This is a genomic window from Methanospirillum stamsii (assembly GCF_003173335.1).
In the GTDB taxonomy this organism is placed as follows: domain Archaea; phylum Halobacteriota; class Methanomicrobia; order Methanomicrobiales; family Methanospirillaceae; genus Methanospirillum; species Methanospirillum stamsii.
Genome location: NZ_QGMZ01000039.1, coordinates 19899 through 46898, shown reverse-complemented (window position 1 = coordinate 46898; position 27000 = coordinate 19899). Strand labels below are relative to the sequence as shown.

General features: G+C 42.5%; 30 protein-coding genes and 1 tRNA gene. 17 read left to right on the top strand and 14 right to left on the bottom strand.

Going from position 1 to position 27000, the window contains the following annotated elements:
- Positions 1-4 precede the first annotated feature (4 nt).
- Positions 5-1012: a nicotinate mononucleotide-dependent phosphoribosyltransferase CobT gene (gene cobT / locus DLD82_RS14785; RefSeq protein ID WP_109941895.1), complete on the bottom strand. Its 1008-nt coding sequence runs from the start codon at positions 1010-1012 to the stop codon at positions 5-7.
- Between the two features lie 79 nt (positions 1013-1091).
- Between cobT and cobS the strand changes: the two genes are divergently transcribed.
- Complete coding sequence (gene cobS, locus DLD82_RS14780; RefSeq protein WP_109941894.1) at positions 1092-1826, top strand: adenosylcobinamide-GDP ribazoletransferase; 735 nt, start codon at positions 1092-1094, stop codon at positions 1824-1826.
- A gap of 11 nt (positions 1827-1837) precedes the next feature.
- Here the strand turns inward: cobS and DLD82_RS14775 are convergent, their stop codons facing one another.
- The gene (locus DLD82_RS14775; protein WP_109941893.1) at positions 1838-2146 is read right to left on the bottom strand and encodes a hypothetical protein; all 309 of its coding nucleotides are present in this window, start codon (positions 2144-2146) and stop codon (positions 1838-1840) included.
- A gap of 198 nt (positions 2147-2344) precedes the next feature.
- Here DLD82_RS14775 and tuf point away from each other — a divergent pair, with 198 nt between their 5' ends.
- The 3 genes from tuf to DLD82_RS14755 all read left to right on the top strand — a co-directional run bounded on the left by tuf (position 2345) and on the right by DLD82_RS14755 (position 5677).
- Positions 2345-3622 (top strand): translation elongation factor EF-1 subunit alpha, encoded by a 1278-nt coding sequence (tuf, locus tag DLD82_RS14765; RefSeq protein ID WP_109941891.1) that lies wholly within the window; start codon positions 2345-2347, stop codon positions 3620-3622.
- Between the two features lie 18 nt (positions 3623-3640).
- The gene (gene rpsJ, locus DLD82_RS14760; RefSeq protein ID WP_011448589.1) at positions 3641-3949 is read left to right on the top strand and encodes a 30S ribosomal protein S10; all 309 of its coding nucleotides are present in this window, start codon (positions 3641-3643) and stop codon (positions 3947-3949) included.
- 192 nt (positions 3950-4141) lie between these two features.
- Positions 4142-5677, top strand: a complete 1536-nt coding sequence (locus DLD82_RS14755; RefSeq protein ID WP_109941890.1) for a flippase activity-associated protein Agl23 — start codon at positions 4142-4144, stop codon at positions 5675-5677.
- A gap of 337 nt (positions 5678-6014) precedes the next feature.
- Here the strand turns inward: DLD82_RS14755 and DLD82_RS14750 are convergent, their stop codons facing one another.
- Positions 6015-7211 (bottom strand): hypothetical protein, encoded by a 1197-nt coding sequence (locus tag DLD82_RS14750; protein ID WP_146199822.1) that lies wholly within the window; start codon positions 7209-7211, stop codon positions 6015-6017.
- 7 nt (positions 7212-7218) lie between these two features.
- The gene (locus DLD82_RS14745; RefSeq protein ID WP_109941888.1) at positions 7219-8400 is read right to left on the bottom strand and encodes a tubulin/FtsZ family protein; all 1182 of its coding nucleotides are present in this window, start codon (positions 8398-8400) and stop codon (positions 7219-7221) included.
- A 90-nt stretch (positions 8401-8490) separates the two neighbouring features.
- On the opposite strand from DLD82_RS14745, the gene DLD82_RS14740 reads away from it, so the two are divergent.
- The 10 genes from DLD82_RS14740 to DLD82_RS14695 all read left to right on the top strand — a co-directional run bounded on the left by DLD82_RS14740 (position 8491) and on the right by DLD82_RS14695 (position 16551).
- The gene (locus DLD82_RS14740; protein ID WP_245920464.1) at positions 8491-9762 is read left to right on the top strand and encodes an NAD(P)/FAD-dependent oxidoreductase; all 1272 of its coding nucleotides are present in this window, start codon (positions 8491-8493) and stop codon (positions 9760-9762) included.
- Positions 9759-10472 carry a dolichyl-phosphate beta-glucosyltransferase gene (locus DLD82_RS14735; protein WP_109941982.1) on the top strand — a complete coding sequence of 238 codons (714 nt, stop codon included), beginning with the start codon at positions 9759-9761 and terminating at the stop codon, positions 10470-10472. Before DLD82_RS14740 ends, DLD82_RS14735 begins: the two co-directional genes overlap by 4 nt.
- A complete protein-coding gene (locus tag DLD82_RS14730) occupies positions 10462-11421 on the top strand; it encodes a lysylphosphatidylglycerol synthase transmembrane domain-containing protein (protein ID WP_109941887.1) in 960 nt (319 codons plus the stop codon). Before DLD82_RS14735 ends, DLD82_RS14730 begins: the two co-directional genes overlap by 11 nt.
- Before the next feature lie 3 nt (positions 11422-11424).
- Positions 11425-13518 (top strand): DUF2298 domain-containing protein, encoded by a 2094-nt coding sequence (locus tag DLD82_RS14725; RefSeq protein ID WP_109941886.1) that lies wholly within the window; start codon positions 11425-11427, stop codon positions 13516-13518.
- Between the two features lie 148 nt (positions 13519-13666).
- The gene (gene rpl7ae, locus DLD82_RS14720; protein ID WP_109941885.1) at positions 13667-14035 is read left to right on the top strand and encodes a 50S ribosomal protein L7Ae; all 369 of its coding nucleotides are present in this window, start codon (positions 13667-13669) and stop codon (positions 14033-14035) included.
- A gap of 2 nt (positions 14036-14037) precedes the next feature.
- Entirely contained in the window at positions 14038-14247 is a 210-nt protein-coding gene (locus DLD82_RS14715) for a 30S ribosomal protein S28e (protein ID WP_109941981.1), read from the top strand.
- 5 nt (positions 14248-14252) lie between these two features.
- Positions 14253-14444, top strand: a complete 192-nt coding sequence (locus DLD82_RS14710; RefSeq protein WP_109941884.1) for a 50S ribosomal protein L24e — start codon at positions 14253-14255, stop codon at positions 14442-14444.
- Position 14445: 1 nt separating this feature from the next.
- Positions 14446-14895 carry a nucleoside-diphosphate kinase gene (ndk, locus tag DLD82_RS14705; protein ID WP_109941883.1) on the top strand — a complete coding sequence of 150 codons (450 nt, stop codon included), beginning with the start codon at positions 14446-14448 and terminating at the stop codon, positions 14893-14895.
- A 55-nt stretch (positions 14896-14950) separates the two neighbouring features.
- Positions 14951-15760, top strand: a complete 810-nt coding sequence (locus DLD82_RS14700) for a tetratricopeptide repeat protein (RefSeq protein WP_109941882.1) — start codon at positions 14951-14953, stop codon at positions 15758-15760.
- A gap of 80 nt (positions 15761-15840) precedes the next feature.
- Positions 15841-16551 carry a tetratricopeptide repeat protein gene (locus DLD82_RS14695; protein WP_109941881.1) on the top strand — a complete coding sequence of 237 codons (711 nt, stop codon included), beginning with the start codon at positions 15841-15843 and terminating at the stop codon, positions 16549-16551.
- Between the two features lie 20 nt (positions 16552-16571).
- Here DLD82_RS14695 and DLD82_RS14690 read toward each other — a convergent pair whose 3' ends face one another.
- The 5 genes from DLD82_RS14690 to DLD82_RS14670 all read right to left on the bottom strand — a co-directional run bounded on the left by DLD82_RS14690 (position 16572) and on the right by DLD82_RS14670 (position 20890).
- The gene (locus DLD82_RS14690) at positions 16572-17132 is read right to left on the bottom strand and encodes a response regulator (protein WP_109941880.1); all 561 of its coding nucleotides are present in this window, start codon (positions 17130-17132) and stop codon (positions 16572-16574) included.
- 81 nt (positions 17133-17213) lie between these two features.
- The gene (locus DLD82_RS14685; protein ID WP_109941879.1) at positions 17214-18002 is read right to left on the bottom strand and encodes an energy-coupling factor transporter transmembrane component T family protein; all 789 of its coding nucleotides are present in this window, start codon (positions 18000-18002) and stop codon (positions 17214-17216) included.
- The gene (locus DLD82_RS14680; RefSeq protein ID WP_109941878.1) at positions 17999-19435 is read right to left on the bottom strand and encodes an ABC transporter ATP-binding protein; all 1437 of its coding nucleotides are present in this window, start codon (positions 19433-19435) and stop codon (positions 17999-18001) included. The genes DLD82_RS14685 and DLD82_RS14680 overlap by 4 nt, the downstream gene beginning before the upstream one ends.
- Positions 19432-19977 carry a tryptophan transporter gene (locus DLD82_RS14675; protein ID WP_109941877.1) on the bottom strand — a complete coding sequence of 182 codons (546 nt, stop codon included), beginning with the start codon at positions 19975-19977 and terminating at the stop codon, positions 19432-19434. Before DLD82_RS14675 ends, DLD82_RS14680 begins: the two co-directional genes overlap by 4 nt.
- 190 nt (positions 19978-20167) lie before the next feature.
- Positions 20168-20890 (bottom strand): YkgJ family cysteine cluster protein, encoded by a 723-nt coding sequence (locus tag DLD82_RS14670; protein ID WP_109941876.1) that lies wholly within the window; start codon positions 20888-20890, stop codon positions 20168-20170.
- A gap of 118 nt (positions 20891-21008) precedes the next feature.
- Here DLD82_RS14670 and pap point away from each other — a divergent pair, with 118 nt between their 5' ends.
- On the top strand, positions 21009-22505 hold the full coding sequence (pap, locus tag DLD82_RS14665) for a polyphosphate:AMP phosphotransferase (RefSeq protein WP_109941875.1): 1497 nt from the start codon (positions 21009-21011) through the stop codon (positions 22503-22505).
- Here pap and DLD82_RS14660 read toward each other — a convergent pair whose 3' ends face one another.
- From DLD82_RS14660 to DLD82_RS14640, 5 genes are all read right to left on the bottom strand, one after another.
- Entirely contained in the window at positions 22506-23147 is a 642-nt protein-coding gene (locus DLD82_RS14660) for a response regulator (RefSeq protein WP_109941874.1), read from the bottom strand. It abuts the gene before it with no gap.
- Between the two features lie 47 nt (positions 23148-23194).
- Entirely contained in the window at positions 23195-24283 is a 1089-nt protein-coding gene (locus DLD82_RS14655) for an SPFH domain-containing protein (RefSeq protein WP_109941873.1), read from the bottom strand.
- The gene (locus DLD82_RS14650) at positions 24284-24739 is read right to left on the bottom strand and encodes an NfeD family protein (RefSeq protein ID WP_109941872.1); all 456 of its coding nucleotides are present in this window, start codon (positions 24737-24739) and stop codon (positions 24284-24286) included.
- Positions 24740-24786: 47 nt separating this feature from the next.
- Positions 24787-25644 (bottom strand): damage-control phosphatase ARMT1 family protein, encoded by an 858-nt coding sequence (locus DLD82_RS14645; protein WP_109941871.1) that lies wholly within the window; start codon positions 25642-25644, stop codon positions 24787-24789.
- 22 nt (positions 25645-25666) lie between these two features.
- Positions 25667-25739, bottom strand: a tRNA-Pro gene (locus tag DLD82_RS14640).
- A 224-nt stretch (positions 25740-25963) separates the two neighbouring features.
- Here DLD82_RS14640 and DLD82_RS14635 point away from each other — a divergent pair.
- Together DLD82_RS14635 and DLD82_RS14630 are read left to right on the top strand one after the other, a co-directional pair.
- The gene (locus DLD82_RS14635) at positions 25964-26323 is read left to right on the top strand and encodes a roadblock/LC7 domain-containing protein (protein WP_109941870.1); all 360 of its coding nucleotides are present in this window, start codon (positions 25964-25966) and stop codon (positions 26321-26323) included.
- Positions 26323-26949, top strand: a complete 627-nt coding sequence (locus DLD82_RS14630; protein WP_109941869.1) for a response regulator — start codon at positions 26323-26325, stop codon at positions 26947-26949. Before DLD82_RS14635 ends, DLD82_RS14630 begins: the two co-directional genes overlap by 1 nt.
- Positions 26950-27000 lie beyond the last annotated feature (51 nt).

Here is a 27000-nt window from a genome sequence, read left to right as displayed (position 1 = left end):
GCATTCAGGGACTGTACTCTGAAATGAATGACAATATGGCTTGTGTAATCTCTTCCGGAGAGTGATTCATTAGATTTCCAAGCATCATTGCTCCTCCGCATCCCATTCCTTCTTTTACTTCACCGATGCAATACCTGACAAGACCCGAATGCCCAATCTCTCCAAATCCTGGATCAACATACGTAATTGGAGTGCCAATGTCACGCGCGGTTTTGTCACAGCTGGCGTTTGGATCATCTCGGACATAAACCGTTGTGACAACCTCGGGGATCTGTTTTCCAAGCGCACTGATGATTGCAGTAACTGCCAGCATCTGTGTTCCTCCTGCAAGTAGCACCGTTCCGGGAAATCCCTCAACAATTCCGGCAGTCACTGCCATCATTGGATCGCCTGCCTCATGAATAACCTCCAGCGGGTTGTCCGGAATTTTTCCTATGCGGTTTAATACGTCCGAACATACTTTTTCCTTCATTGAATCAGGGTTTTTTATTGATGCACTACTCACTCTGGCATCATACCCAAGTGCCCGAAGAACGCAGAGTGCAGTAGTAGTCCCACCCGGGACACATTCTCCGATAACCAGAAGATCATGAGATGAAAGAAGGGATCCAATTCGCACTCCTTCATGGTATAATCTGATAGCATCAGGGACAGAAGGGCCTTTTCTTGGATCATTCCCTGCATTAGAGGGGATTTCAAGTACCGGAATTGTGGGCCGGTGGACTAGTCCGGCGTTAATGAATAGGGGTGTTAGGCCCGTTAATCCCATGACTGCGCGGGTGATGGTTGCAGGAGTAGGGCAACCAGTCGATGTATTTGGCGTGGCATCAGAACTTGTGATCCTTCCGTTCCAGATAAGTTCAGCATCGAGAATGGGAACTAATAATGAACCTTCTGGACTGGGGCCTGCACCCGACAATCCGGGAACTGTAGATAGCATGGTATTTGCCAGAATTCCGACGAATAATGGTCGTTTTGGTTGAAATTTTGTGGGCCTTGATAGAAAAACCATCGGTATCTCATTACTCTGAATAAGGCATCAATTTCACGGATATTATCTCATATCAGCATTGTGAATAATGTAGGTATTCATGATACAAGCGATCCGTGCCCTGCTCCAGTTCACCACCATTCTTCCCCTGGGTTCTCCTGCTCCTTTTGAAAGTTTTGCACGAAATACATGGCTCTACCCCCTGGCAGGATACATAACTGGGGGAATTGCCTCACTGGTTTTCATCATTCTCCCTGCTCCTCCTCTTTTGCAGGCTGTACTTGCAATGGGGATTGTTATTCTGGTTACCGGGGGAAATCACCTGGATGGTCTTCTGGATTTTGGAGATGGACTTATGGCCCATGGTTCGACTGAAAAAAGAATTGCAGCATTAACTGATCGGCAGATTGGAACCGGGGGTGTAGCTATTGGAATGATGATAACGCTGCTGTCTATAGTATCCCTTGGCTCGATTAAAGGTGCAGTCTTGGCAGTTTCTGCGATAATCCTTGCAGAAACGGGGGCGAAATGGGGGATGGCAGTCCTGACAATTACTGGAAAACCTTTCCACGAAGGATTACATGCAACATTCTATGGTTATGCAAAATCATGGTTTTTTATTCCTGCAACCCTGCTCCTCATACCTGCATTCCTTTTGCCTCTCCCGTATATGGCACGGATGTGTGCAGCAGTTGTCCTTGTTTTATTCCCTCTCTGTATTAGAATTCTTGCAGTCCGGTTTTTTGATGGGGTAAATGGTGATGTGACCGGAGCCACCGGGGAAATTTGTCGAAGCGCTATCCTTGCGGCAACTGCTTGTTGTGTCTGGGTGTAATTTTTTTCTGATTATAGCCGTGACCCAAATCTGGGAGTATAACCCTGTCCGTTGTCATCATCGCAGGATATTGCTGAGCCATCTCTGACCAGGCTGTTAAATTGCATTGCTGCTTCCATCAGGGTTTCAGGGGGAGCAGAGCTGCCTTTAATCTGAGAAAAAGCCATTTCATAGGGAGAAGGCATAACCCGCGCCCCAACCTGGATTCCTTTACAATGCAGGCAATATGAGCACCGGGTGTGCACTGGCAACTTTCCACTGGCGCATTCTACATAGGCTTTATCTGAATTCGGTTCCCGGAGTATCGGAATTGACTTCATTTGTAATCAGATCTTTCCTCTGAAACCCTTTTAATCACTTCGCTTTTCTGCTGTAAGTGGTTAATCCGGCTTTCAATGAGAATGAACTGCAGAGTGAAAAATATTAAAAGGACTTCTATCAAATATGTAATACTCGCATAACCGGGCTGTGCTTTGCAGTTCTGATATCGTGCGGAGGTATTGGAGGATTTGTTATATATGGCAACTGAAAAGCCGCACATTAACCTCGCTGTTATTGGTCACATCGACCATGGAAAGTCAACTACCGTTGGTAGACTGATGTATGAAGCCGGAGCAGTTCCGGCACATATTGTTGAGCAGTACAAAAAAGAAGCAGAATCAAAGGGTAAGGGTTCATTCGCTTTCGCATGGGTTATGGACAGCCTGAAAGAAGAGCGTGAACGTGGTATTACCATTGATATTGCTCACAAGCGGTTCGACACTGACAAGTACTATTTTACTGTCGTGGACTGTCCCGGACACAGGGATTTTGTTAAAAACATGATCACCGGTGCATCTCAGGCAGATGCAGCTGTTATCGTTGTTGCAGCACCTGATGGTGTTATGGAACAGACCAAGGAGCACGTGTTCCTGTCTAAGACTCTTGGTATCAAGCAGCTCATTGTTGCAGTTAACAAGATGGATGCTTCCAAGTATGAGGAAGCACGCTTCAACCAGGTTAAGGCCGATGTTGGCAGTCTTCTGAAAATGGTTGGAACAAACCCTGACAGTGTCAAGTTCATCCCAATCAGTGCATTCGAGGGTGACAACATCATTAAAATCAGTGCAAACATGCCCTGGTACAAGGGTAAGACACTCTTCGGACTTCTTGACGAACTTGAAGTTCCGGAAAAACCAACCGAAAAACCACTCCGTGTCCCTATTCAGGATGCTTATTCCATCTCAGGTATCGGAACTGTTCCGGTCGGTCGTGTTGAAACAGGTACCCTTAAGAAAGGAATGAACGTTACCTTCATGCCGGCTAACAAGACCGGGGAAGTAAAGTCCATTGAAATGCACCATGAAGAAATCCCACAGGCACTTCCTGGTGACAACATCGGATTTAACGTTCGTGGTATCGGGAAGGACGATGTCCGGCGTGGCGATGTGTGTGGAGCAGCAGACAACCCACCATCAGTTGCAGAAGAGTTCTCAGCACAGATTGTTGTGCTTCAGCACCCAAGTGCAATTACTATCGGATACACTCCGGTCTTCCACTGCCACACTGCACAGACTGCCTGTACCTTTACTGAACTTGTAAAGAAACTTGACCCACGCACCGGTCAGACTCTTGAAGAGAACCCAACCTTCCTGAAAGCCGGTGATGCAGCAATCATCAAGTGCCACCCGACCAAGCCACTTTGTGTGGAAAGCGCAAAAGAATTCCCACAGCTTGGACGGTTTGCAATTCGTGATATGGGTCAGACCATTGCTGCAGGAATGTGTATAAGCGTAGTCAAGAAGCAGATGCGCTGATTGAGATTCGGTGTTATCATGCAGAAGGCCAGAATTAGACTCACCGGAACCGACTATCAAAAAGTCGAAGAAGTATGCGAAAAGATTAAAGAGATCGCTGAGCGGACCGGTGTAAATCTGGCCGGTCCGATTCCCCTGCCAACCAGGAAGCTTGTGGTTCCCATCAGGAAAAGTCCTGATGGAGAGGGCACAGCAACCTGGGATCGCTGGCAGATGAGAGTTCATAAGCGTCTCATCGATCTTGACGCTGATGAGCGTGCTCTTCGTCAGCTTATGCGTACCCAGGTACCAAAGGATATTGGTATTGAAATAGTCCTTGAAAGCTGATGGAAAAGAGCGGCTTTTCAGACAAGCCGCAATAATCCCGATATAATCCACAGTACCTCCTGAAGGAGATACCTTTTTTCTCTTTTATTTGGGATTGATAAGAACAGATGTAAATATCAATCGATCGTATTTTTTCATAATTATTCAGGTCATTATCGTTCATAACTGGCTGTATATGGGGCAGATATATTTATGAATATTCTAAAATTCAGGGAAAAAATAGCCAATTTCTCCATAGAAAAGATTATTACTATAATTTTTTTAATTGGACTTATTCTCCGGGTACTACTTCCGAATCTTAAACTTCTCCATCACGATGAAGCCATTCATGCCTGGTTCAGTTATGAACTTGTTACAAAAGGAGTATATCAGTATGATCCAATGTACCATGGTCCGTTCCTGTATTACCTGACTGCAGGAATATTCAAATTTTGTGGAGATAGTGACCTGGTAGTCAGGCTCCTTCCTGCTGTTTTTGGATCTGCAATAATTCTGCTGATATATGGGATTTATAAAACCGGATGGCTTTCCCGGAATCAGACCATCTGGTCTGCAATATTTTTTGCAATCTCGCCTGATATGGTTTATTTCTCAAGATTTTTAAGGCACGATATTTTTCAATTATTTTTCACGGTCCTGTTACTCCTTTCCATAATTGCATACATAGAATTTAAAAAACCAGGTTGGGCAATATTGGCAGGATTTTCTGCAGCCTGTGGGATGTGCCTTAAAGAAGAGATGCCGGTAGCGATATTCATCTTTGGGGCTTTTTTTATTCTGCTATTAATCAAGAACCTGATTATTCTTCCTCGAAGCTGGAGATGGGATATTCTTGGGGCGGTAATTGTTGCCGGTTTTACCGGATTTTTATTCTATAGTTCATTTTTCACACATCCGGAAATGTTTTGGGAAGCACCGGTAAAGGCCATCGAGCATTGGACCTCAATGCATGACCAATGCAGGCTTTGTGGTCCACCATACTGGTATATTGCGATGTTCATTCTTTATGAACTACCGCTTTTCGCTCTCGCTGTGTTCGGGGTATGGGAATGGGGTTATAAAAATGGTGGCATTTCCTCTATTTTTCATCCACATGAAGAAATTCCTTCTCATACTGGTAATACGAAGCAGCATTACTTAATGGCCCTCATAACAGTCTGGGCTTTATGTACCATTGTTTTTTATGGATACATTGGAGAAAAAGTACCCTGGCTTCTCATTCACCAGTTATTTCCTGTTCTCATTCTGGCATCATATGCAATGACAGGAAAGAAAGTTATTGCCGGGATTATCACAGCATTGTTTCTAATCGGGATGACACTTCATGTTTGCTTTACCCCTGTAGATATTAATGAACCGATTGTCCAGGTTCAGAATTCTGAAGACATGCGGGAGGTAATGAAACTTATTGATGCGGCAGACAGTGTGGTTGTGACTTCTGATTCGTACTGGCCACTTCCATGGTATTATCGTGGAACTAAATGGAATAAAATTCAATTTTATGGAAAAAAGGTCGATCCTGTTATATGGGCTGGAAAAGATCCTGATGTCATCATTGCACATGACATTGATAGTTACTCTTCATTGGCCGGGTTTGAAAAAAGGGAATATCATTTGAGTTATTGGTTCTCATGGTATGATAATCAGAACCGACCATTACAGTGGTTCTTCCTCCGTGATGGAGAAATGGGTACGGTTAACCTTGATGTATTTGTCCGGGAAAAATAGGTTAATCTGGCCTAATCCAGTTACGATTGTAATATCGAGTGGCTCAACAATATTTACTGGATAATTCCTTTGTTTTTTCTTACTATGATGGTAACAAAAGAGGGTAACAAAAAACCCACCGTTAATTATCCAATTTAAAAATGAAATTATAATCTCAATTTATTGGAAGGGTTTTTTTCGCTATTTTTAAAAAGTTTTTTTGCGTATATCACCAAAAAAAGAATGCCTTAGGGTTTTAATGCTAATAAAATATTATTCCTCATGGGATAACTGAGGATCGTAAATCTTGGTATTCCCGTTTGAATAGTGACAGTAATAAAAAAATGTGAGAAAAAAATTAGAATAACTCATCATATTGATGAGCAGTTGACTTCTTTTTGGGTTTATCCCGGGAACCAAAACTACCTCCGCCGCCCTTACCGCTGCCTCCTTTGCCACCACGGTTTTTAAAGAGACGTAAGGCGATAAACCCTACAATGACAAGGATAATTAATCCGATTAAATAGGGCAATATGCCGGAAACGTCAGGAAGTGCAACTCCTTCAGGTTCTTTTTCAAGTTCTGCCTGTAATGCTTGTGTTTCATCAAATACTTCTGTAGCTTTCTGATAGGCTTCTTCAGCTTTTTTCTTGGCTTCAGAATATTTGCCTGCATCATAAAGTTCCTTGGCATCACTTGCATCTTCGGCTGCAAATTCCCGCTTTGTTATGATGGGGGCAAGACGGGGATCACTACCCAGGTCTTTTTCAGTCTTGAAATATGTAATCCATTCATCCGTCTTATCTATTGCTTCTTTTGCGTCATTAATCGCTTTTTGGGACAATCCAGAATCAAGCATTGCATATGCATCTTTTATGTAGGTATTTGCGTTTTTAATGTATACCTGTGCATTGGAGTAACTTGCCCCTGCAGCTGAATTAAGTGCACTTGATGCTTCTTTTGCCTTTTGTTCTGCTTTTGAAATGTCTATTCCGTCTGCTTTGTGCTGAGCCAGATCCTTTTCGAGCTTTGAATAGGATTCTTTGACTGAAGAGAGATCGCCTTTTAATTCACCTGGGTTGGTCACAAAAGCGGATACATTTTTAACCGTATCTTTTACTCTTCCCCCGGCAGTGGCAACATTGACTGAAACTATCTCGACTTGTGCTGATTTGTCAACCTTTGGGGCCATTCCTCTCAAATTGACTTTAACACTTTCTTCAACATTCTCATATGAGAGTTCCCATCCGGAAAGGTCCAGTTGTTTTTTACTAACAGCAGGTCGAGGGTTTTCAACACCATCGAGAATAATTGAATATGTCCACACCGGGTTATCAAGTCCGGTACTTAATACCAGGCTTTCATCACTGGGAAATGATTCTCCGCTGGAAGAAATAAAAGAAAGTTCTAAATCAGCAGATACATTGGATTTACCAGATTCAAGGTCTCCGGTTGGTTTAACGTTCACATATCCAACTTCAACACTTGCCATTGCAGGGATAGCAATGACAAAAAAAATGATACACAGAAAAATTACAAAAGATCTGATCTTCATGGGTTCCTCATTCAAATAGTGGTTCAATGCTCTCATCAAGTTTTAAAATGTTTTCTTCATCAATTCTTTCAGATGTAGCTTTTGTTTCTTTAGCTATTTCAAGAAGGTTTGTTACCCGGGGAGCATCAGCAATGGATGCAAGAAGAACTACTGCAGCTACATATTTACTCTGTGCAGGAAAATCCCCTCCGCGAACTTCTACTCCTGCAATATTCTCTTCAACCCAACTTTTTGCTTTTTCGATTCCTTTTCTATCCAGATCATCAGGAGGACCGGCTACCAGCACCAATGCCCTGCTGGTAGTTGTATATTCACAAGGAAGCGTTAGACGACCAAGCATGGCCCGGCGTACAAGCGATAAAATTCGCGACGTTTTATCTTCACCCATCAGTTTCTCATCTGGTCTGCGTTCCTCGATCTGCTTTTTTCCAATTATTCTATCAAAGAATCCGCGTTCCTTCTCGATAGTAGGAGTTTCGGTCACTTCACTGATTGCATACCCGACTGAACTGATTCCTCCTCCCCTGAGAGTATTAATGATCTCACTCGAATCAACCACCATTTCTCCAATACCTAGTTGGCCAATCTCTCCGGCACGGAATAATAACCCAAACCTACGGACGATTTCATCATTCAGGCGATCAAATGCTCCTTTTATACTTTCTCCCTCATTTTTCCAGGCACTGTTGTCAAAAAGAATGACATTGTCTGCCTCTTTGACCAATGTGGCAAGGCTTCGTGCAGCATTATACGAATACAGTCGCCCCTCTTCCGGAGCCGGTAAAATTCCGAGGACATATACCGGTTCTTTATATATCTTTTTTAAATGTCGTGCGAGAACCGGTGAACCACCTGATCCCGTCCCACCACCAAGTCCTGAAATAATTATGAATGCCTCTGTTTCACCGATCCCTTTCCTGTCGATGGCATTCATGATGATATCTATTTCATCAAAGGTAATCTGGGCTCCGGTGTCATTATCTGTCCCAACACCATGCCCTTTGACAGCCGTCTGACCGATGAGCACCCGATCCTCAAAGTCCAGGTGCTGAAGTCCCATCAGATCAGTTCTGGCCGTATTTACCGCAATTGCACGAAAACTTTTGCCACCGATTCTTGTATCATACTCAACGAACCGATCAACAATTTTTCCGCCTGCTTGACCAAATCCTATAAAAAACACTTTCATGGAGGTACACCAGTTTTATGAAATATCGGGAATGTTAATATTTGGTACATCTTTCCTTTATACATTCAAAAAGCTTCTTCAATGAGCAGGATGGGAATATCTAAGGGATTAAAACAGAATATGCGGATCGCAATTATTGGAGGAGGGCTAACTGGCCTTGTTTCGGCGTACAGGCTTTCAGTTGAGCATAATGTGACAATTTACGAAAAGTCAGATGAAATTGGAGGTCTGTTAGCATCCTACCACAAAGAGCACTATTCTATTGAAAGGTTTTACCACCATTTTTTCTCCGGAGATAAATCCTTTTTGGAGCTTTTAAAGGAATTAGGTCTCTATCAGGATGTTCTCTGGCTCAAGGGTTCTACGGGAACGTATCAGGATGGGGTAATCTATTCTCTCACCACCCCGCTTGAAATATTACGATATCCACTTCTGTCTTTTCATGACAAATTACGCCTGGCTCTTTTTATGAAAAACATCAAGTGTGTCGACACATCGATGCTTGATACGATAAGCGCAGAAAAATACCTGATTGATAAAGTTGGAGAAAAGATCTATCGTTCTTTCTTTTTCCCTTTGTTAAAATCCAAATTCGGTCAGAATGCAAATAAAATTTCTGCAGCCTGGGTGGTAAGCAGAGTTGCAATACGTTCTGACCGTGGAGTGAGTGGAGAGAGACTTGGATATCTGAACCGTGGGTTTGCTGGTTTTATTACCTCAATATCCGATGAAATAATAAATAGAGGTGGTATTTTTTTTACCGGTACTCCTGTTACTCACATTTATCAAGAAAATAATCACTGGTTTGTAAATGGAGAATCATTTGACTATGTTGTGTCAACCATAGCATTACCTCTTCTCAAGGAAGCCGGAATTGAAATTCCTGAAATTCCATATCAGGGAGCTGCTTGTGTGACTCTGGGTTTGAAAAGACAGGTCACCCGGGGGATATACTGGATCAATCTTTATGATGAAGCACCATATGGTGCAGTAATTGGACATACCTGCCTTGCCCCTGAATCATGGTATGGTGAACATATCGTTTATCTTGCGTCTTATTATTCCGGAAAACCTTCTCCTGACCTACAAGAACGGATGATACAGGATTTTTGTGATAAATTTTCCGTCAGACAAGATGAAATATCCTGGTCTGACATTACTACTGATTCATATGCAGGTCCACTTTATCTTGCCGGGTACAAATCCCTGATGGAATCTGTTCATGTCCCCGGGCTTTATCTTGCCGGCATGTTTTCAAGGGAGAATTATCCTGAAAGGAGTATTGAAGGGTCTGTTCGTGCAGGAGAACGTGTGGCTGGTGAGATATCTGATTGTATTCGTATTTCGGAAGTGAACAGGTGAAAATTCAAAGTCCTGTAACAATAGTCATTCCGGTTTACAATGATGTTTCTGCACTTCGTAGGACGGTACCGAAAGTGTTGGCTATCATGGATGATCTTGCAACTTCTTATGAGATCATTATTGCAGAGGATGCAAGTACGGATGGCTCAACAGAAGTTGCAGAAGAATATGCAAAGGCCTATGATGCTGTAATTCATCTTCACCGGAATCAACGGCTGGGGAGGGGTTCTGCTCTTACCCATGCAGTATCGATAGCAAAAGGGGAAATCTTTTGTTATTTTGATGTGGACCTGGCAACAGATCTCTCTCATCTAACCGACCTCCTTGGTGCAATTTCCGGAGGGTATGATATTGCAACTGGTTCACGTCTTCTTTCAGAGAGCAAAATTATCCGGAGTTATGGGCGGGAAATAAAAAGCAGGGGTTATAACACCTTAGTTCACTGTATTCTGAGGAGCAGCATTTCTGACCATCAGTGCGGGTTTAAGGCATTTAGAACTCATTCCCTGAAAATGCTTCTTCCTGATATCGTTGATACTCACTGGTTCTGGGACACTGAAATACTTGTCCGTGCACAATGGATCGGGCTTAAAATTAAGGAAATTCCTGTTGTATGGACTGAAGGTAAGGGAACCACCGTGCGTTCGGGTGATATCTGGAAGATGGGAAAAGCAATTTTAAGGCTGTGGTGGCAGATTCATGTATCGTAAACTGGTGGCTATTGTTTTTTCTGTTCTCCTGGCAGCTGCCATTCTGATTGTGATGGTTGTTCGTGTATGGGATGACCTGTCAGAAGCGCTCTCATACGTACAGCCTCTTTACTTATTTCCTGCAGTTTTTTTCTGTCTGTTTGCATGGTTTATCAGGAGTTGCAGGTATCAGGCTATCCTATCAAGGATGCAGGTTTTCATATCTGTTGCCTTTGGTGTTGCCTGTATTTTTATCTCTCAAACGGTGAATCTTGTAGTTCCGGCCCGTTTAGGTGATCTGATCCGGGTGGTGCTTTTAAAGCATGACTATGATGCAACAATATCACAGGGGCTCTCGTCAATTGTTGTAGAACGTGTATTTGATATAATATCTGTAGCCCTGCTTGGATTATGTGCAATTTTGTTTGTTTTGAATGCCCCTTCCTGGGTTTTGATGATTCTGGTTCTGCCTTTGTGTCTGGGTGTCCTGTTTTTTATAATCCTCACGCTGACCGGAAAGATTCAGTCCGAAAACAAATACCTTCGATATATTCTGAATATGCTGGATGAGATGAGAAACGCATCTCTTACTCCCCGGTCAGCAATTATCCTGGGTTTAACTTCTGTTGGAATCTGGATTCTGGATACAATCATCTGTTATTGTGTGGTTATGATGTTCAGGCAGGATATCCCGTTTATGGTGGTCTTACTTGCTGTTGTTGCTGGAAACCTGGTAAAAGCAGTTCCACTCACTCCCGGTGGGATTGGGACCTATGAATTTGCCCTTGCGGTAATCTTTGAACTTGCCGGAACCGCCCCTGCAGTCTCAACATTAATTGCGGTAATTGATCACCTTGTTAAAAATGGAATCACCCTTGCAGGAGGAGTGATCTCTGTTTTTTATCTTGGTGACTGGGTCATTCCTGAATTATCAGCCAGTATCAGAAAACGACTCAAAGAGGATTCTTAATTAATGATTGAAGTGGATCAGGTCTTTGCAGTTCTTTCATGGTTCGTTGTGCTTGTTGCGATTCATCTCTCCCTGTATCCTTGGATAAAAAAGATTCTACCTAAAGTAGCTGTTCCTGTGTCAGGGACCGGGGGATTTATACTTTTCTCTCTTGGTTCGTGGTATTCTGTTTATCTTGGTTTTTCTCCACTCATGGGATTAGTCCCTGTTATGTTACTTTACATCGGAGTGATGGTTCTTAAACTTGGACATTTCTATCTTGAGATTCCAAAAGAATGGCGGTATTATCTGCTTTTCATAGTGGTTTTCGCGGCGTTCCTTGTTGTAAGGATGTTTAATCCTGATATTAATGGGGCAGAAAAATTCATGGACCATGGATTTCTCGCCTCGATTCTTAGAAATCCCATGGTTCCTCCCCTGGACCCCTGGTTTGCCGGGGGAGAACTCAATGTGTACTATTATTTTGGGCACTGGATGGTAGCCATGCCTGCTTTTATTGCAGGAATACCCTCCAATCTCCTTTTTAATCTGGTCCTACCAACTATTGCTGCGCTTTCTGCACTCAATCTATACGGTGCTGGTAATGTTGTCTTAAAGCATGTCCGGATCTTACCGGTACTGGCATTTTTTATTGTTAATCCATATTTCATATTCCTTGCGTTGACCGGAACCGCTTCATTCACTCTTCTTTGGGACAGTAGCAGGGTTATTCTGAATACTATCAACGAATATCCTCTTTTTTCTTTTTTATTCGGTGATGTCCACGCCCATGTTTTAGGAATTCTTCCCCAGACATTTCTGGTTCTTATGGTCACGATTGCTTTAACCTGCTGGAAGTCGGTTACCAGGACTGGTCGTGGTGTAATTATTCTCCTTACCTCTCTTGGGCTCTCAATAATCCCTGCTGTAAATAGTTGGGATATTTTGATCTGGGCCCCCATGATCCTTGCTGTTGGATTCTGCATGATTATTGGAGAAAATGCTTGGGATTCTATAAGGTATAGGCCCCTGCTTATTATAAACCAGGTGAGGGAAGAGTTGTTCCGTAAAAAAGGCGGATGGATGTCTTCCGAAGCATCAGCAATAATCTATCTTTTGTTGGTTCCGGTTGTAAGTCTGCTATTAATCTCTCCCCTTCTTTTTAGTATGTGTACCCAGGGAATTGAAGGGATAGGTTTTGTCCATAATCCCTCCCATATCATGGAATTTTTGATGGTGCATAGTTGGTTCCTATTAGCATTTTTATTTTCATTCCGTTCATTAATCAAAACTGTCCCTTGGGTTATTTTAGTCCTGATCCCTTTTTTTGTGGTTGGTTATTTATCTGCGGGATTTGCAGTATTATTTCTCATCCTGTTATTCCTTCGGAGAAATGGTGCTGCTGATTTTCTTGCAACAGGTGGCCTTGTAATCCTCCTTTTCTGTGAAATTTTTTATCTGGCTGATAACATGGGTGAAACCTATTATCGGATGAATACGGTATTCAAACTCTATATCGGCGCCTGGATTCTATGTGGGACATCAGCGGGTCTCATGATTGGAAAAGAACTGGATCAAATGATTGAGAATAGTAACCGATGGAGGGCGGGGGCGGTTCAATATGGAATTGTTCTTTTATTGTGTCTATGTCTGGTTGTTCCCCCTATGGTAGTGTCTACTATTCCTGGGGCTCATACCCCGACTCTGGATGGTCTTGCCTGGCTTTCCAGTTCAAATCAGGGTGATGCTGAAGCGGTGAATTTTTTACGTTCTCTACCGGGCAATCATATTATTGTTGAAGCAGCAGGAGATGATTATCAATATACCTCCCGGATATCATCTTTTACCGGGATTCCAACCATCATCGGATGGCAATTCCATGAGTATATGTGGCGTGGAAATACTCCTGACGGTTGGTATTCACAAAGGGGTTCTGATGTGCGCACTATGTATGAAAACCCGGAGCAAACCACGCTACTCATGAGATCATATAATGCCAGTCTCCTCTATGTCGGTCCTGAAGAAAATAAAAAATATACGGTTTCAATATGCCCTGATGATTTCCATGTATTGTACAAAAATCATGATGTTACTATTTATCAACTCAATTCATTGTAATAGGTGTAAATTTCTCCATAGTTAGGATGATTGAGAAGGTCCGATTTGCGAACCTTTAATTGATGTCAATCGTAACATATATGGCACATTCGTCATCTGCTGATGAGTGATGATGGAGGGTCATGCCCCTCCTGAATGAGGTGAATTCATGGCAAACTACGTTACCTTTGAAGTTTCTGAAGATATCCAGAACAAGGCTCTTGAAGCTGTAGAAGCAGCACGCGAAAGCGGTAAAATTAAAAAAGGATCAAACGAAGCAACCAAGGCAATCGAGCGCGGTATTGCGCAGCTTGTTCTTATTGGTGGAGACGTTGAACCAGCCGAGATTGTCATGCATCTCGGACCGCTCTGTGATGAAAAGAAGATACCCTATCTCTTCATTAACAAGCAGAATGATATTGGCGCTGCCTGTGGACTTGAAGTCGGTTCAGCTGCTGCAGCTATCGTAAAGTCCGGTAAAGCAAAAGAGATCATCGACGATATTGCTGCCCAGATTGCAGCCCTCAAAGCTGAGTGAATATCATGTCTGATGGAACGCCCGCTGAAGTAATTGAGGTTATCGGGTCAACCGGTATGCATGGAGAAGCCATGCAGGTCAAGGCCCGTATCCTTGATGGCCCGAACAAGGGGCGGATTATCACCCGCAACACGGTAGGACCTATCCGTGAAGGTGATGTCCTCATGCTCCTTGAGACAGAACGCGAAGCAAAGAAACTTTCCCGGAGGTAAAATCAATGATTGATACTCATGTCTGTTCATTCTGTGGCGAGCAGATGGAACCTGGGACCGGGAAGATGTATGTTAAGAAGGATGGGCAGGTATTCTTCTACTGCAGTACCAAGTGCCAGAAAAACCATAAACTTGGCCGTATACCACGTCGTGTAAGGTGGACCACTGCCGGCAGGAAAGCTCTTGGAAAGGTTTAAGATGGAACGAACCTTTTTGATGGTAAAACCAGATGGTGTCCAGCGCGGACTTATCGGGGAAATCGTTACCCGGTTTGAACGAAGAGGATTCAAGTTGGTCGCCTCACGTTTTGAAAAACTTCCTGAATCACGGGTAATGGAGCACTATGCAGAGCATGTGCAGAAACCATTCTTTCCTGGTCTGAAAGCATACATAACTTCTGGTCCCTGCTTCCTCATGGTTTGGGAAGGAAAGGACATCGTGAAAATCAGCAGGGATATGATTGGAGCAACAAACCCTGCCGGTGCAGTTCCGGGAACGATCCGGGGAGATTTCGCCCTTGAAATAGGGATGAATGTTATCCATGGGTCCGACTGTGTTGAAACTGCTGACCGGGAGATTGCAATTCACTTCAGGCCGGAAGAACTTGTTTCTTATTCCCGGATTGATGAAAAATATCTCTACGAGTAAATAAATTCTGAATGGCTTTTGCCATCTTTTTTTCCTGTTTTTTACAGGTATCCGGTTGGTTCATAATAAAGGAAAAGCAACATTATATCTGATTGGTGATTTCTGGAATATGTGGCCGGATGTAAATACGAAAAATGCAGGTTTTTTTCTTGTAATAGTCCTCTTTTTTATTATATGCATCTCGGCAGGGTGTACCGAAACTGCCCAGATTAAAGATCAGGCCAGAATCGCTTTTGAAGAAGGTCGGTATGCTCAGGCAGTATCACTCTATGATCAGGCGATTTTAAAAACCGGAACGGATAGTGAATTATTCTTTCTTAAGGGGCTTGCGCTTTTTGAACTAGTTCGTTACAAAGATGCAATAGATGCCTTTACCGCTGCGATTCGTATTAATTCAGGATATCATCAGGCATGGTACTGGAAAGGGCGTGCAAGTTACATGATGGGTGACTACGATGAAGCAGTCAGGTCATTTTACAAAGCAATTGAACTTGATGAAGCAAATACAGAATACTGGTATCATCGCGGTCTGGCTCTGAGCAGTCGTGGACAATATGATCTGGCAATTGCTCATTTCGATAAGATTATTATGATAAGTCCATCCTTTGAGGATGCATGGAGTTCACGAGGTTATGCCTATGTCATGGAAAAGAATTACACTGAAGCGTTGTATTCATTTAATGAAGCTTTGAAACTCAATTCTGATAATGCAGAAAACTGGATCAATAAAGCTTCGGTTTTAAGGGTTCTTGGTCAGAACGATGAGGCGGAAATAGCAATAAATCAGGCGAATCTCCTATATCTGAAACAAGGTGAAGATATCACCCGCAAGATTCCGAAAACCCCTGTGTCAATAATTCCCTGAGAAGAGGAAGACATTTCATACTGTCCTGATAACAAATACAAAAGAATTGTGCATTCAGGCACCTGGAACGTGTAACTTTCATGAAGTTTATAGCAGCTATTTTACTTCCCCTGTTTGTATTGGTTCTATTCTTTCTTTGCGGATGTCTGGGGACTGAGGGGTGGAATGCACAGGACTGGAATGAACAGGGAAACCGGTTTGCAAAAGATGGTCTTTATACTGAAGCAGTCGATGCATACAGCCATTCACTCCGTCTTGACCCCAACAATGCGAAGGTGTGGACCTGGCGGGGTATTGCGCTACAGCACCTTGACCGCCTTCAGGAAGCAATGAATGATTTTGATACCGCAATAAGACTGAATCCTGATGAGAGCAGTGCATGGCAGGGAAAAGCATCTGCCTATATAGATTCGGAACAGTATAAACTGGCAATCAAAGCCGCTGAACGCTCCCTGGAATTGGCTGGACCTGATGATAAAAAAGAAAATTCATGGCTCATCATCGGGTTTGCGTATAATAGGCTGGAACAATACGAAGATGCGTTAATTCAGTTTGATAAGGCTATTGAAGTTGATCCAAAAAGAATCGATCTCTGGCAACACAAAGCCTATACTCTAACCAAACTGGCCCGCTTCATGGAAGTTCTGAAATGTTATGAGGTAATGACCGGGATTGAGCCTGAAAACCCTGAATTATGGAATAAAAAAGGTGAGATTTACTTGGCGCTCGGTCAGATAAACGAAGCAAATGAAGCATTTACTATTGCAAAAGGCCTGATCGAAAGGAATTAGTGGATATTTTTTCCTTTTTTTTACTTATGCTCACCGAAAAGAGTCAGAAGATCATGAATATGTGAATTGCATTCATGAATCAGGGGCTCTTGTGAGGCATTTACGCCATTAGTCTGCAGTTGTGAAACAAGTTTTTCAAGTGCACGGATGTGGTTGATAACTCTGGTTCTGACATGCTCGTGTTCTGCCGGGGCTGCAATCTCTTTTTTCTTTCTCACTGATTCACGGATCTTATATGCAAGTTCGGTGAACTGTGCACGCGGATCGCCTCCTTTCTGGATGTAATAATCTGCGCCGGCGTTAAGGGCTTCGATAACCACATCTTCTCTTCCTCTTCCGGTGAAAATGATGAAAGGAATATGGTTTTCTTTTTCGCGGATGGCACGCAGGAATCCAAGTCCGTTCATAACAGGCATTTCGTAATCTGATACCACTGCGTCAAAATTTTGTTCATCCAGAAGGGTTAACCCTTCTTCTGCAGAAAGGACTGTGGTGACGGTGAATTCTCCATGTCGCTCGAGGAATGCACGGGCAATGTCCAGGATAACCGGTTCATCATCAACAAGCAGGACGGATATCATAAATGGTGAACTATTACTGTTCTGTGGCTTTAATTATGGCGATGGTATCTGGTGGGAAGCGGGAAGGAAAACAAAAAAGTGTTATGTCTGGAAAAAATGGACAAAGACAAATGTTATAAAAATTAACACAAGTAGTGTTGCACTGATACCGTCTCCAAAATTAAAAACCAGCCGGTGAAAGGGGAGTTTTTTTCTGGCTCTATACCCTCTCATGTCAAGTGTGAGTCCGAGAACCTGGGTTTTGGCCAGAGAGTTGGCAACTAACGGGATCATAATTGGTTTCATACTCATGATTTTTCCTTTAACTCCGGTACCTGGGTTATATCCTCTGCATAATTGTGCCTCATGAATTCTTTTTGCTTCAAGCTGAAGACTTGGGATAAAACGGAGCGCGATAAGGAGCATGAGTATATAATCTACCGGAAGTCTGAATGCGAGGAGTCCGGTGACCAGATCACTTGGTTTTGTGGTGACTACAAAAAGCTGAAATGCTGTTATCATGACAATGAACCGTAGTGATAACAATACCCCAAACATGAGGCCACCATAAGTGATGCCATAACCTGGCTCTGATGGGTCTGATGATGGGAGAAGGGTGATTAGTAGTTCTCCTTCCTGGACTGTAAGACTTGTTAATAAGACAAGAAAAAATGAGAGCAAAAGAAGAAACGGGACCTGACTTTTTAATTCATTTATGAGTCCTGAAAATAAGGATCCAAGTACCAGGATTATTATCAGGAGACATAGAAAGGGGATATGCGATGAAAGGACGCAAAGACCAACTATCAGGATTACCATGAGTAACTTTGTTACCGGATTCAAATGGTGCAGTGGACTATTACCCGGTATATATTGTAATATTTCACTCATGATGCCATCCTTTTAAGATTGTGGTAATCTCCGATAACACGCCCATTTTCCATGGCAATTATTCTATCAGCGTACATTTCTGCAATTCGCATGTTATGTGTCACCATGATTATGGTGTGTCCGGTTTTTTGCAGAGTCAGCATCAGTTCCATCATGCGGTCTGATTCTTTTTCATCTAGTCCGGTTGTTGGTTCGTCAAGGATGATTATTTCCGGTTTCATGGCAAGGATACATGCCACAGCAAGACGTTGTCGCTCACCTCGAGATAAATGCCTCGGATAGATTGTTTCTTTACCTGATAGACTTACCATTGACAGAACTTCACTAATCGTCAGATCCGGGTTTTCTGTTCCGATGTTTTCGAGCCCAAAGAGAATTTCATCCCTCACACTGTCGGCAAAAAGCATGGTGTCTGGATTCTGAAAGACCAGTCCGGTTTCTTTTACCAGGTCCATTACAGGAGCTGTTCCTGCATCCAGTAATTTAACCGTGATTTTCCCGCTATCCGGCCGAAGCAGACCATTCAGATGTTTAACCAAGGTAGTTTTTCCAGATCCGTTTTCACCCAAAATTGCAATGAATTCTCCCTCATAAAACTTCAGGGAAACGCCCCTTAAAGCTTCAATTTCACCATATCGTTTTACTAGATTATTGATTGTAACGATTGAAGTGCGATTTTTCGGATTATGTGGCTGCAGATCCGGGTCGTCATAGAGTGCCTTCATCGAACCCTGCTTTTCAGGGAATAGGAGATCAAATGTTCCTTCCTTTTTTATCATGCCCTCTCCCATTACAACAACCCTGTCTGCGACATTCCGATATCCTTCGAGGGAGTGATCCACGATGATGATGGTCTTCCCTTTTTGTTTTAAATCGTGTAATATTTCGATTATCCGGGTAGTGGCAAGGACATCAAGTTCAGAAGTTGGTTCATCAAGGATTATCACATCTGTGTCCATTGCAAGAGCAGCAGCGAGTGCTACCCTTTGTTTCTGACCGCCAGAAAGAGCATAAGGAGGACGTTCTTTCAGATGGGAGATGCCACACAGGTCCATCACCTCTCGAACACGCATTTCAATCTCCTCTTTCGAATCCATCCTTGTTTCAAGACCTGATGCGAGTTCCTCTTCGACACTCGTAAAGATTAATTGTGCATCGGCATCGTCAAAGACTATACTGACATGCTGATTTAGTTCGGCGACACCTGCATAATCTGCAATTGGTCTGTTTTTAAGAGAAAGAAATCCGGATTCGGTCCCTCCAAATTCATGGTGCAGAATTCCTGAAAGTGCATAACAAAGTGTAGTTTTACCCGCAGCAGTTGGACCAGTTATCAGCACAAGTTCCCCGGTACTGATAGAAAGGGTGATATCCCGGAGGGCAGGTCTGACACCAACCGGGTAAGTATAACTGAGAGCTGATGCAAGGATCATGATCTTCTGGATAATGCCCTTGATGCCGGAATATAAAGAACCTGGGCAATGATTGTGTTAATAATTGCTGTTGGAATGACAATCATAATCATCATCGCACTAAAGAACGCGTACAGGCTTTCATAATTAAATGCCTTAAAGAGAAGACCGGGAGCTACCATTACTAACAGCATAACAATCAGGATAAATGAAATTCCGCTTGCGAAGGTTGCGATAAGGGTAGCTATGGATGGGGCTGCAGTAAACCTGGTTTTTAATGCCTGGAATACCAGAAGACACGCAACTGCTCCGATAGGTTCACTGATGAGGTTTCCCGGAGGGAATATTGAGTGACTAATCAGGGCACTGATAATTCCTCCGATAAACCCGATACCAAGGGCCTGGGAAAATTTTGGAACTACCAGCATGATAGCAAGACAGTAAAAAACAATAACAAAGTTCGGTACTAAGAACGGGGGAAGTGGTGCATACAAAGCAGCAAACCGCGCAATTGCGCCCACTGCGAGTAAAATGCCTATAATGGCGATATCCTGTGATTTCATGTTTAATTCATTTTTTTTTGATTATTCTAAAAGGCGATACAGAAAATCGGTGTCATGGTGCTTTACGCCAACGGTGTGGTGAACCTGAAAATACGCCCTGAAAGGGGTATTGAACATGTTGGGTCATCTATGTATAAAATTATACATCTCCCTATATGAACATTACCTGCATTTCTCATATCCCTGCGCATCAGGGCCAACCAAAACCCGCGTATTCTTCACAGCGCACGGTAGTAAGAACAAACTTGCCCTGATACCAGACATAAACTTCAACAGGGATTCCTCTCCGAAATTCCTGTATTCGCTGGTCATAGGCTTTTCGTACATGGGAAAATCCCTTATTTATGAATAATGACTGTGCAGCGGAAAAAAAATCGATCATCTGGGAAAGCCATTCTGATTCATAGGCTATTGTCTCCTTTGCTGCTTTCAGTAATTCTTCATCTGATATCATCTGGTTATATTCGCCATGTTCATTGAGCCCGCTAATCTGTCTGAATTTCAATTGTTTTTTCCGATCTGGTTCCCGATGAAGCATGTATGGATAAATCCTGCAGATAGAAAAGCGGTTTTCGTATATTGTACAACGTTCATGGTTGAGATAGGGGCAGGTTCCGTTTTCTCTAGCTTTTAATGTATATCCTGAAACATAAAAAACGCCATCATCATCAATAAGTTCAAATTCAGGAGCTGGGAGAAGATATTCCGGATTGTGGGCTTTTACCCAGGCAGCGTCTTTATCCAGTAGAAAGACGTGGCCATTAAAATCTGTAGTGCAGCATCTTCCACACAGGAGGCATGAAAATCCCACATCCCTGAAAATTGCAGCCAGTTCACTCTCATTCCAGTTCTTTAGAAGGCTCAGTTCTTCAGAAAAATATGATAATTGATTCTGGATATATGATCTGGACATTTCTCATAGTATTTAGGATCACAATGCCATATGATTGACGACTGCATATACTCTTCATGCGGACTTGAACCTTTATCGCCAATACAATAATATCAGATTTCGGCTAATCACAGATAACATGCTTGATGCCTTTGACCTCTCCGGAAAGGTTCCAAAAGGAGAATATTCATCAATGATAGAACCTCTAGAATCAAGGGCTGCTGAATTACAGCGTGAGGTTAGAAAAAGAGGGAAGTCTGTCATTATTGTTATGGAGGGCTGGAGGGGTTCAGGTATTACAGAACTAATCAATCTCCTCCAGCCTGTTCTTGATCCAAGAGGTACACGAATACATCCTATTGCTGAGCCGAATGATATTGAACGGGATCATGATCTTCTCTGGCGTTTCTGGTCAAGACTTCCATCATATGGTCAGACTGCGATTTTTGACAGAAGCTGGTATACTGCAACCATTGTCGAAAGGTATGAATCCGAAAAAATGGATGAAATTCCGAATTCATGTATTGAGGATATCAACAATTTTGAAGCACAACTTATCAGTGATGGAAATCTGATTTTAAAATTTTTCCTGCATGTTAGCAAAAATGAGCAGAAAAAAAGACTTGAAGCGATCAAAAATGATCCCTTTACCATGCAGGCCAGGTATTTACGGAGGAAAGAGGGTATTTACATCGTTGGTCGCGATTCCACGATGATTGATCGGATGCTCATGAAAACTGATATGCCTGCATCTCCCTGGACCATTGTAGAAGCAGAACAGATGAAATATGCTCATTTCAGAATTCTGCAGACATTTAATTCAGTCGTTGAATGCTGGCTAAAAGAGAAGGAAGGAGGACAGATAGAGAGTACTCAGACATTTCAGATTAAAAGTATGGCCGGGCATGAAGAGAGTACGCTCCTTCAAAGAGCTGATCTGTCAAGAAATTACACCCGGAATGAGTACAGACCTATTCTTCAAAAACTCAAAGAGACGCTGCATTCTCTTCAAATGGACATCTATAGAAAAAATATCCCGGTGGTTATTGTTTTTGAAGGATGGGATGCTGCAGGTAAAGGTGGTTGTATTATCCGGCTTGCTGAAGCGTTTAATCCCAGAGGATACGTTGTTGAGCCGATTGGCCCTCCCAATGATTGGGAAAATATGCATCATTACCTTTGGAGGTTTTACACACGCTTTCCAAGAAGGGGGCATATTGTAATTTTTGACAGAAGCTGGTATGGTCGTGTTCTGGTAGAACGGGTTGAAGGTTTTTGTACTGAATCAGAATGGCAACGGGCATATCATGAGATTAATGTCATGGAGGAAGAACTAACAAGTGATGGGACAATTCTGATAAAATTCTGGCTTCATATTGATAAGGATGAGCAACTTCAACGATTTAACGAACGGGAAAATAATCCTGAGAAAAACTGGAAGATTACTCCGGAAGACTGGAGGAACAGGGAAAAATGGAATCAATACAATGCAGCAGTTAATGCCATGATCCGCAGAACAACAACCGCTGATGCACCCTGGAATGTTATTCCCGCTAATAACAAATACTATGCCCGGATTACTGTATTGGAAACTGTTGCAACAGCATTTAAGAAAAAATTAAAGGAAATAAAATAGTCATGAACTAAAAGAAAAAATCAATGTCTTTAGTTCCTTATATCGTTCTTTATCTTTTTCATATCGATGAACAAATTCATGTAATTCAGGAATTTCAAGATCTGTTTCAATGGTTCCGTTTTTTTGAATCGGATAAATTCTGCCAAGGATTTCAATAAGACGTTCTTCAACCTGGACTTTTTTAATCAAATCTCCATATTCATTCACAACTAAAGGATCTGCACCTTTTTGTAATGCTTGTGTTTTTTCCTGGGATATCTGATTGCTTCGTTGTCCAACACCGTCAATTGAACGAATCAAGTCAGGAAGACGAACCGGTTTAATGAGATAATCATCAATGAGATCGCCATAACGTAATACATCCTTAATTGTCAGGCTTTTGCCGGTCTGCATAATGATGGGGATCTGGGCACTTGGTTCAAATTCTTTTATATGCATGAGTGTTTCCCATCCGTCCATGGGTTTCATCATGACATCAAGGATGATAATATCCGGTATTTCTTCATGAATCAGGTCCAGAGCTTCCTGTCCACTCAATGCACCCCTGGCATTGAAACCCTGTTGTTTAAGCGTTTCCACAAATGCCATTTTTAACAGTGCTTCATCGTCAACATACAAGACTTTTAAATTATCCCCCATCATCCCACCTGGATTTTAAGCCCTTTTTAGCATTTTATTTTTGTTCTAATTTATTCAGATACTAGTTTTTTTTCATCCAGGTCTGATATATTCTTTCCTTTATCAACCATTACCTCTTCTTTCATGATTGCCCTGGTTTCTTCTTCAATTGATTTAACAACTTCACTGATTCTTTCAGCAGTAGGGATGTCTCCAAGTATGGATTCATCTAAGGTAATGTCATATGCCTCGTTATCATCCATTGATTCAGTTGCGCCAAGGTATTTTGCCCCCTGTTTAATAAGACTTGAAATTTCAAACGGAAAGATAATTTTCGTTGCCTGACCTTGTGCCATGGTTTTTAATGCATCAAAGGAAAGAACTGTGATCGCCCGTTTGTCAAGGGATCTGGAACCGAGTGCGAGGATACGCAGTCCTTGCGATTCTCCCTGCGACCGAAGGATTTGAGACATCCTCTCTCCTTCAGCCTTTAGGATTTTACTCTGACGCTCTCCCTCTGCCTCCAGAATCATACTCTTTTTAAGACCTTCTGCTTTCAGAATGGCGGAGCGTTTTTCACCATCAGCACGAAGAATTGCAGCTCTTCGTTCACGTTCGGCAGCGGTCTGTTCAGTCATGGCCTGCTTGACAGTGCCTACCGGATCAACTTCCTTTATCTCAACCCGCTCAACTTTTACTCCCCACTGGTCCGTTTCACGGTCCAGAATATCACGAAGTTTTGTATTGATGCTCTCACGGTTATAAAGGACCTCATCAAGTTCCATATCACCGATGATTCCACGAAGGGTTGTCTGTGCAAGGGCCACTGTTGCCATCCGGTAATTGGCAACCTCAAAAAAGGCCTTTTCCGGATCGATAACCCTGATATACACGATTGCATCAACATTGGTGGGTGAATTGTCCTTGGTAATTACTTCCTGGCTTGGAACATCCATGACAAGAGTTCTGAGGTCCAGTTTTACAACCTGTGTTATCAGGGGAATGACCCATCGAAAACCCGGATTCATCCTGCCGATATATCGGCCAAGTCGTATTTGAAGGCCCTGTTCATAGGGCTGGACAATAATTACACCTCTGGCAAAGATAATCAGGATAATTATGACCAGAAATAGAGTTACAAGTGTTTCAAAGAATGCCATTTATTCCTCCTCTACTACAATATGCACACCTTGAGAGGCAATAACTTTTACCTTTGACCCTTCAGGAATTATCCCGGAAACAGATTTAGCACTGAAAATCTGACCTTCAATTCTGACTTTTCCAGAAAGGGTTTTTTCATCCGTGGGGTTTAATACAGTTCCTGTTTTGCCAACCAGTGAATCCATACTGATTGTAAGGGGTTTTTCATCTCCGGGTGTAAGGCGGCTATACAGAAATACTGTAACAATTGCCGCAAGAAAAGCAATGACAATCCCCAGAACAATTCCATATGTCGAGTTGAAAATGTCAACTCCTAAAATTACCAGCACGCCAATTATCAAAAGGACTGTTCCCGGTACAAGGAAAAAAAAACCTGGTGAAAAAACTTCAAGGACGAAAAATATCGCGCCAAAAAGAATAATAATCCAGCCATATGATAAATTTTCAAAAACCATATGCTAATCTGGTCAGGATGAAAGAAAAAGGTGTGTATCTGTTAACCTCAGTGATTTCGTAATAATGCGATTTTATCTCCTCTGTTTACTCCAAGTTCTTCGGCTATTGGTTCACACTTTGCACAGAGGAGGTATGCAACAGGGACAAGTCCGTTTTCTTCCCGGAGACTTTCATAATTAGCCATACCCTTTGAAATAATGATGGAACAAGTGTCGATTGCCTTCATGACTTCATCCGGCATAAGGTCAAATCTGATACCCAGTTCGACTCCCGCACCGGTAGTAAGGATGGTATCTGCAATAGAATCGAGATTGATTCTTTTTGCATCTTCGATAGTTGCATCATTTAAAATAGGTTTTTCGCGAACTACCAGGGTCACTTTACTGCCCTGATCTTTTAACCATTTTATGAGTGCACGATCGAAGACTATTTCACCACAGTTGTCCGTAAAATAGACGACATCGTTACAAAGGGGGAGTATTCTTTCTGTATCATCAATTGCAAGTCCGGATGCAAATTCAGTATTAAAAAAAGAGACAAAATCATCACTGACTTCATGTCCTTTAACACCGTAATCAAACATATTGCCGATAACACTTGCGAGAACAAATTCTCTGAAATTTGTGAGATCTGATAGGACTGTGTCTATTATTGTAAGTGAAACCTCTTCCGACGCCTGCTTGAGCGCATAAAAGGGATCAGACACTCCCAGGCGCTGGTACATCGCCCTATGAAGAGCAGATGCAATCATCGGATGTGTCCATGGTGTGGACTCTAAAAATCTGATTATTTCTTTTGCGTGGTCATATATCTCTTCTTTTTTCCTGGTTTCTGTTTCTGCAAGTTTAATCTCCAAGTCGACTCTTGAAAAAAGACATTCAAAACAACGTGGGTCATGTTTCATTTCATCACCCGAAAAAAGGTAATGGGGCCATCGAGATTCGAACTCGAGTCAGAAGACCCCCAGTCTCCTAGGATGCCAGGCTACCCTATGGCCCCAATTCCATACTAGATTATCAGCTTTGCCATATGTACTTACCCATATGAGTCGGGAAATATGGGAGAAAACAGATGGTTTGTACTCTCGAAACAACAGATAAACTGGTAAACGCAGATGAATTTGATCTCTCAAGAAAAGTTCTCTGATATGGATGAGTATCAAACCATGAAATAATATAGGTCTGGGACAATATCGTATTATCATCAGGTAATGGGAGCGGGATATGCTTAAGGAAAAGATTGCAGGGATAATTGAGAATATCAGGGTAATTGAAGGGGTCAAACTGTGTGCACTCGTATCCCGTGATGGAATAATGCTTGGACGGTGTGCAGTTGGTGATTTTAATGAAGCATGGTTTGCAGCGATGTGTGCAACACTCCTTGCTTCAGCCGAGTCTGCAGCAGTCATTGTTAAGATTCAGTCACCTGAAATGGTAACGATTCATTCTGCTGACGGGGTCTTAATTATCATGGGGGCAGGGGAAAAGATCCTCCTGGCAGCATTAATCGATCCAGCACAGGATTTAAAGCATATGACTGATCTGCTCAGAGAAATTGCGGAAGATGTGGGGGGAACTTTCTGATGTCAACGATAATGGTGATTGATGACAGTCCTTTTATTGTAGACATCTTTGTGACGATGCTGGAGAGAGGGGGGTATGCTGTTTATTCTGCAAACAGTGGTCCTGAAGGTATTGATCTTTTAAAAACAGTCACTCCGGATTTAATCCTTCTTGACATCATGATGGAACCGATGGATGGATGGGAGACTCTTGTTGCAATTAAACAAAATTTCTCGACAAAAGATATCCCCGTTATGATGCTCACCGCAAAACAACTGACTCCTCAGGAAGCGCAGGAATATGGGATGTACATTGAGGACTATATCTTAAAGCCGGTTACACATTCGGAGCTCTATGCAGCCATTGAGGGTGTTATCAACCGCCGTAAGCAGATTGTAGATGATATGGTCCGGGCTAAAGAGGGAGGATTTGATGAAGCGCTCATTAATGAGTATGGCCGGTTGGTCAAAAGTACTGAAATTACGAAACGGCTTTTAAAACTCCTTTCATCTACGTATGATTTATCAGATCCTTCGATGAAATTTTCTGATGACATTAATGTTGCTATAAAAAGTATGGAAACAAATGTCAAATTCCAGGAACAGCGTCTTGTTCAGATTCGTGAAGTGTTTTCCGGCTCAAATTGATTTTTTTCATTTTATCGAATTGAATATTTCATCCCACAACATGAAGTAAGA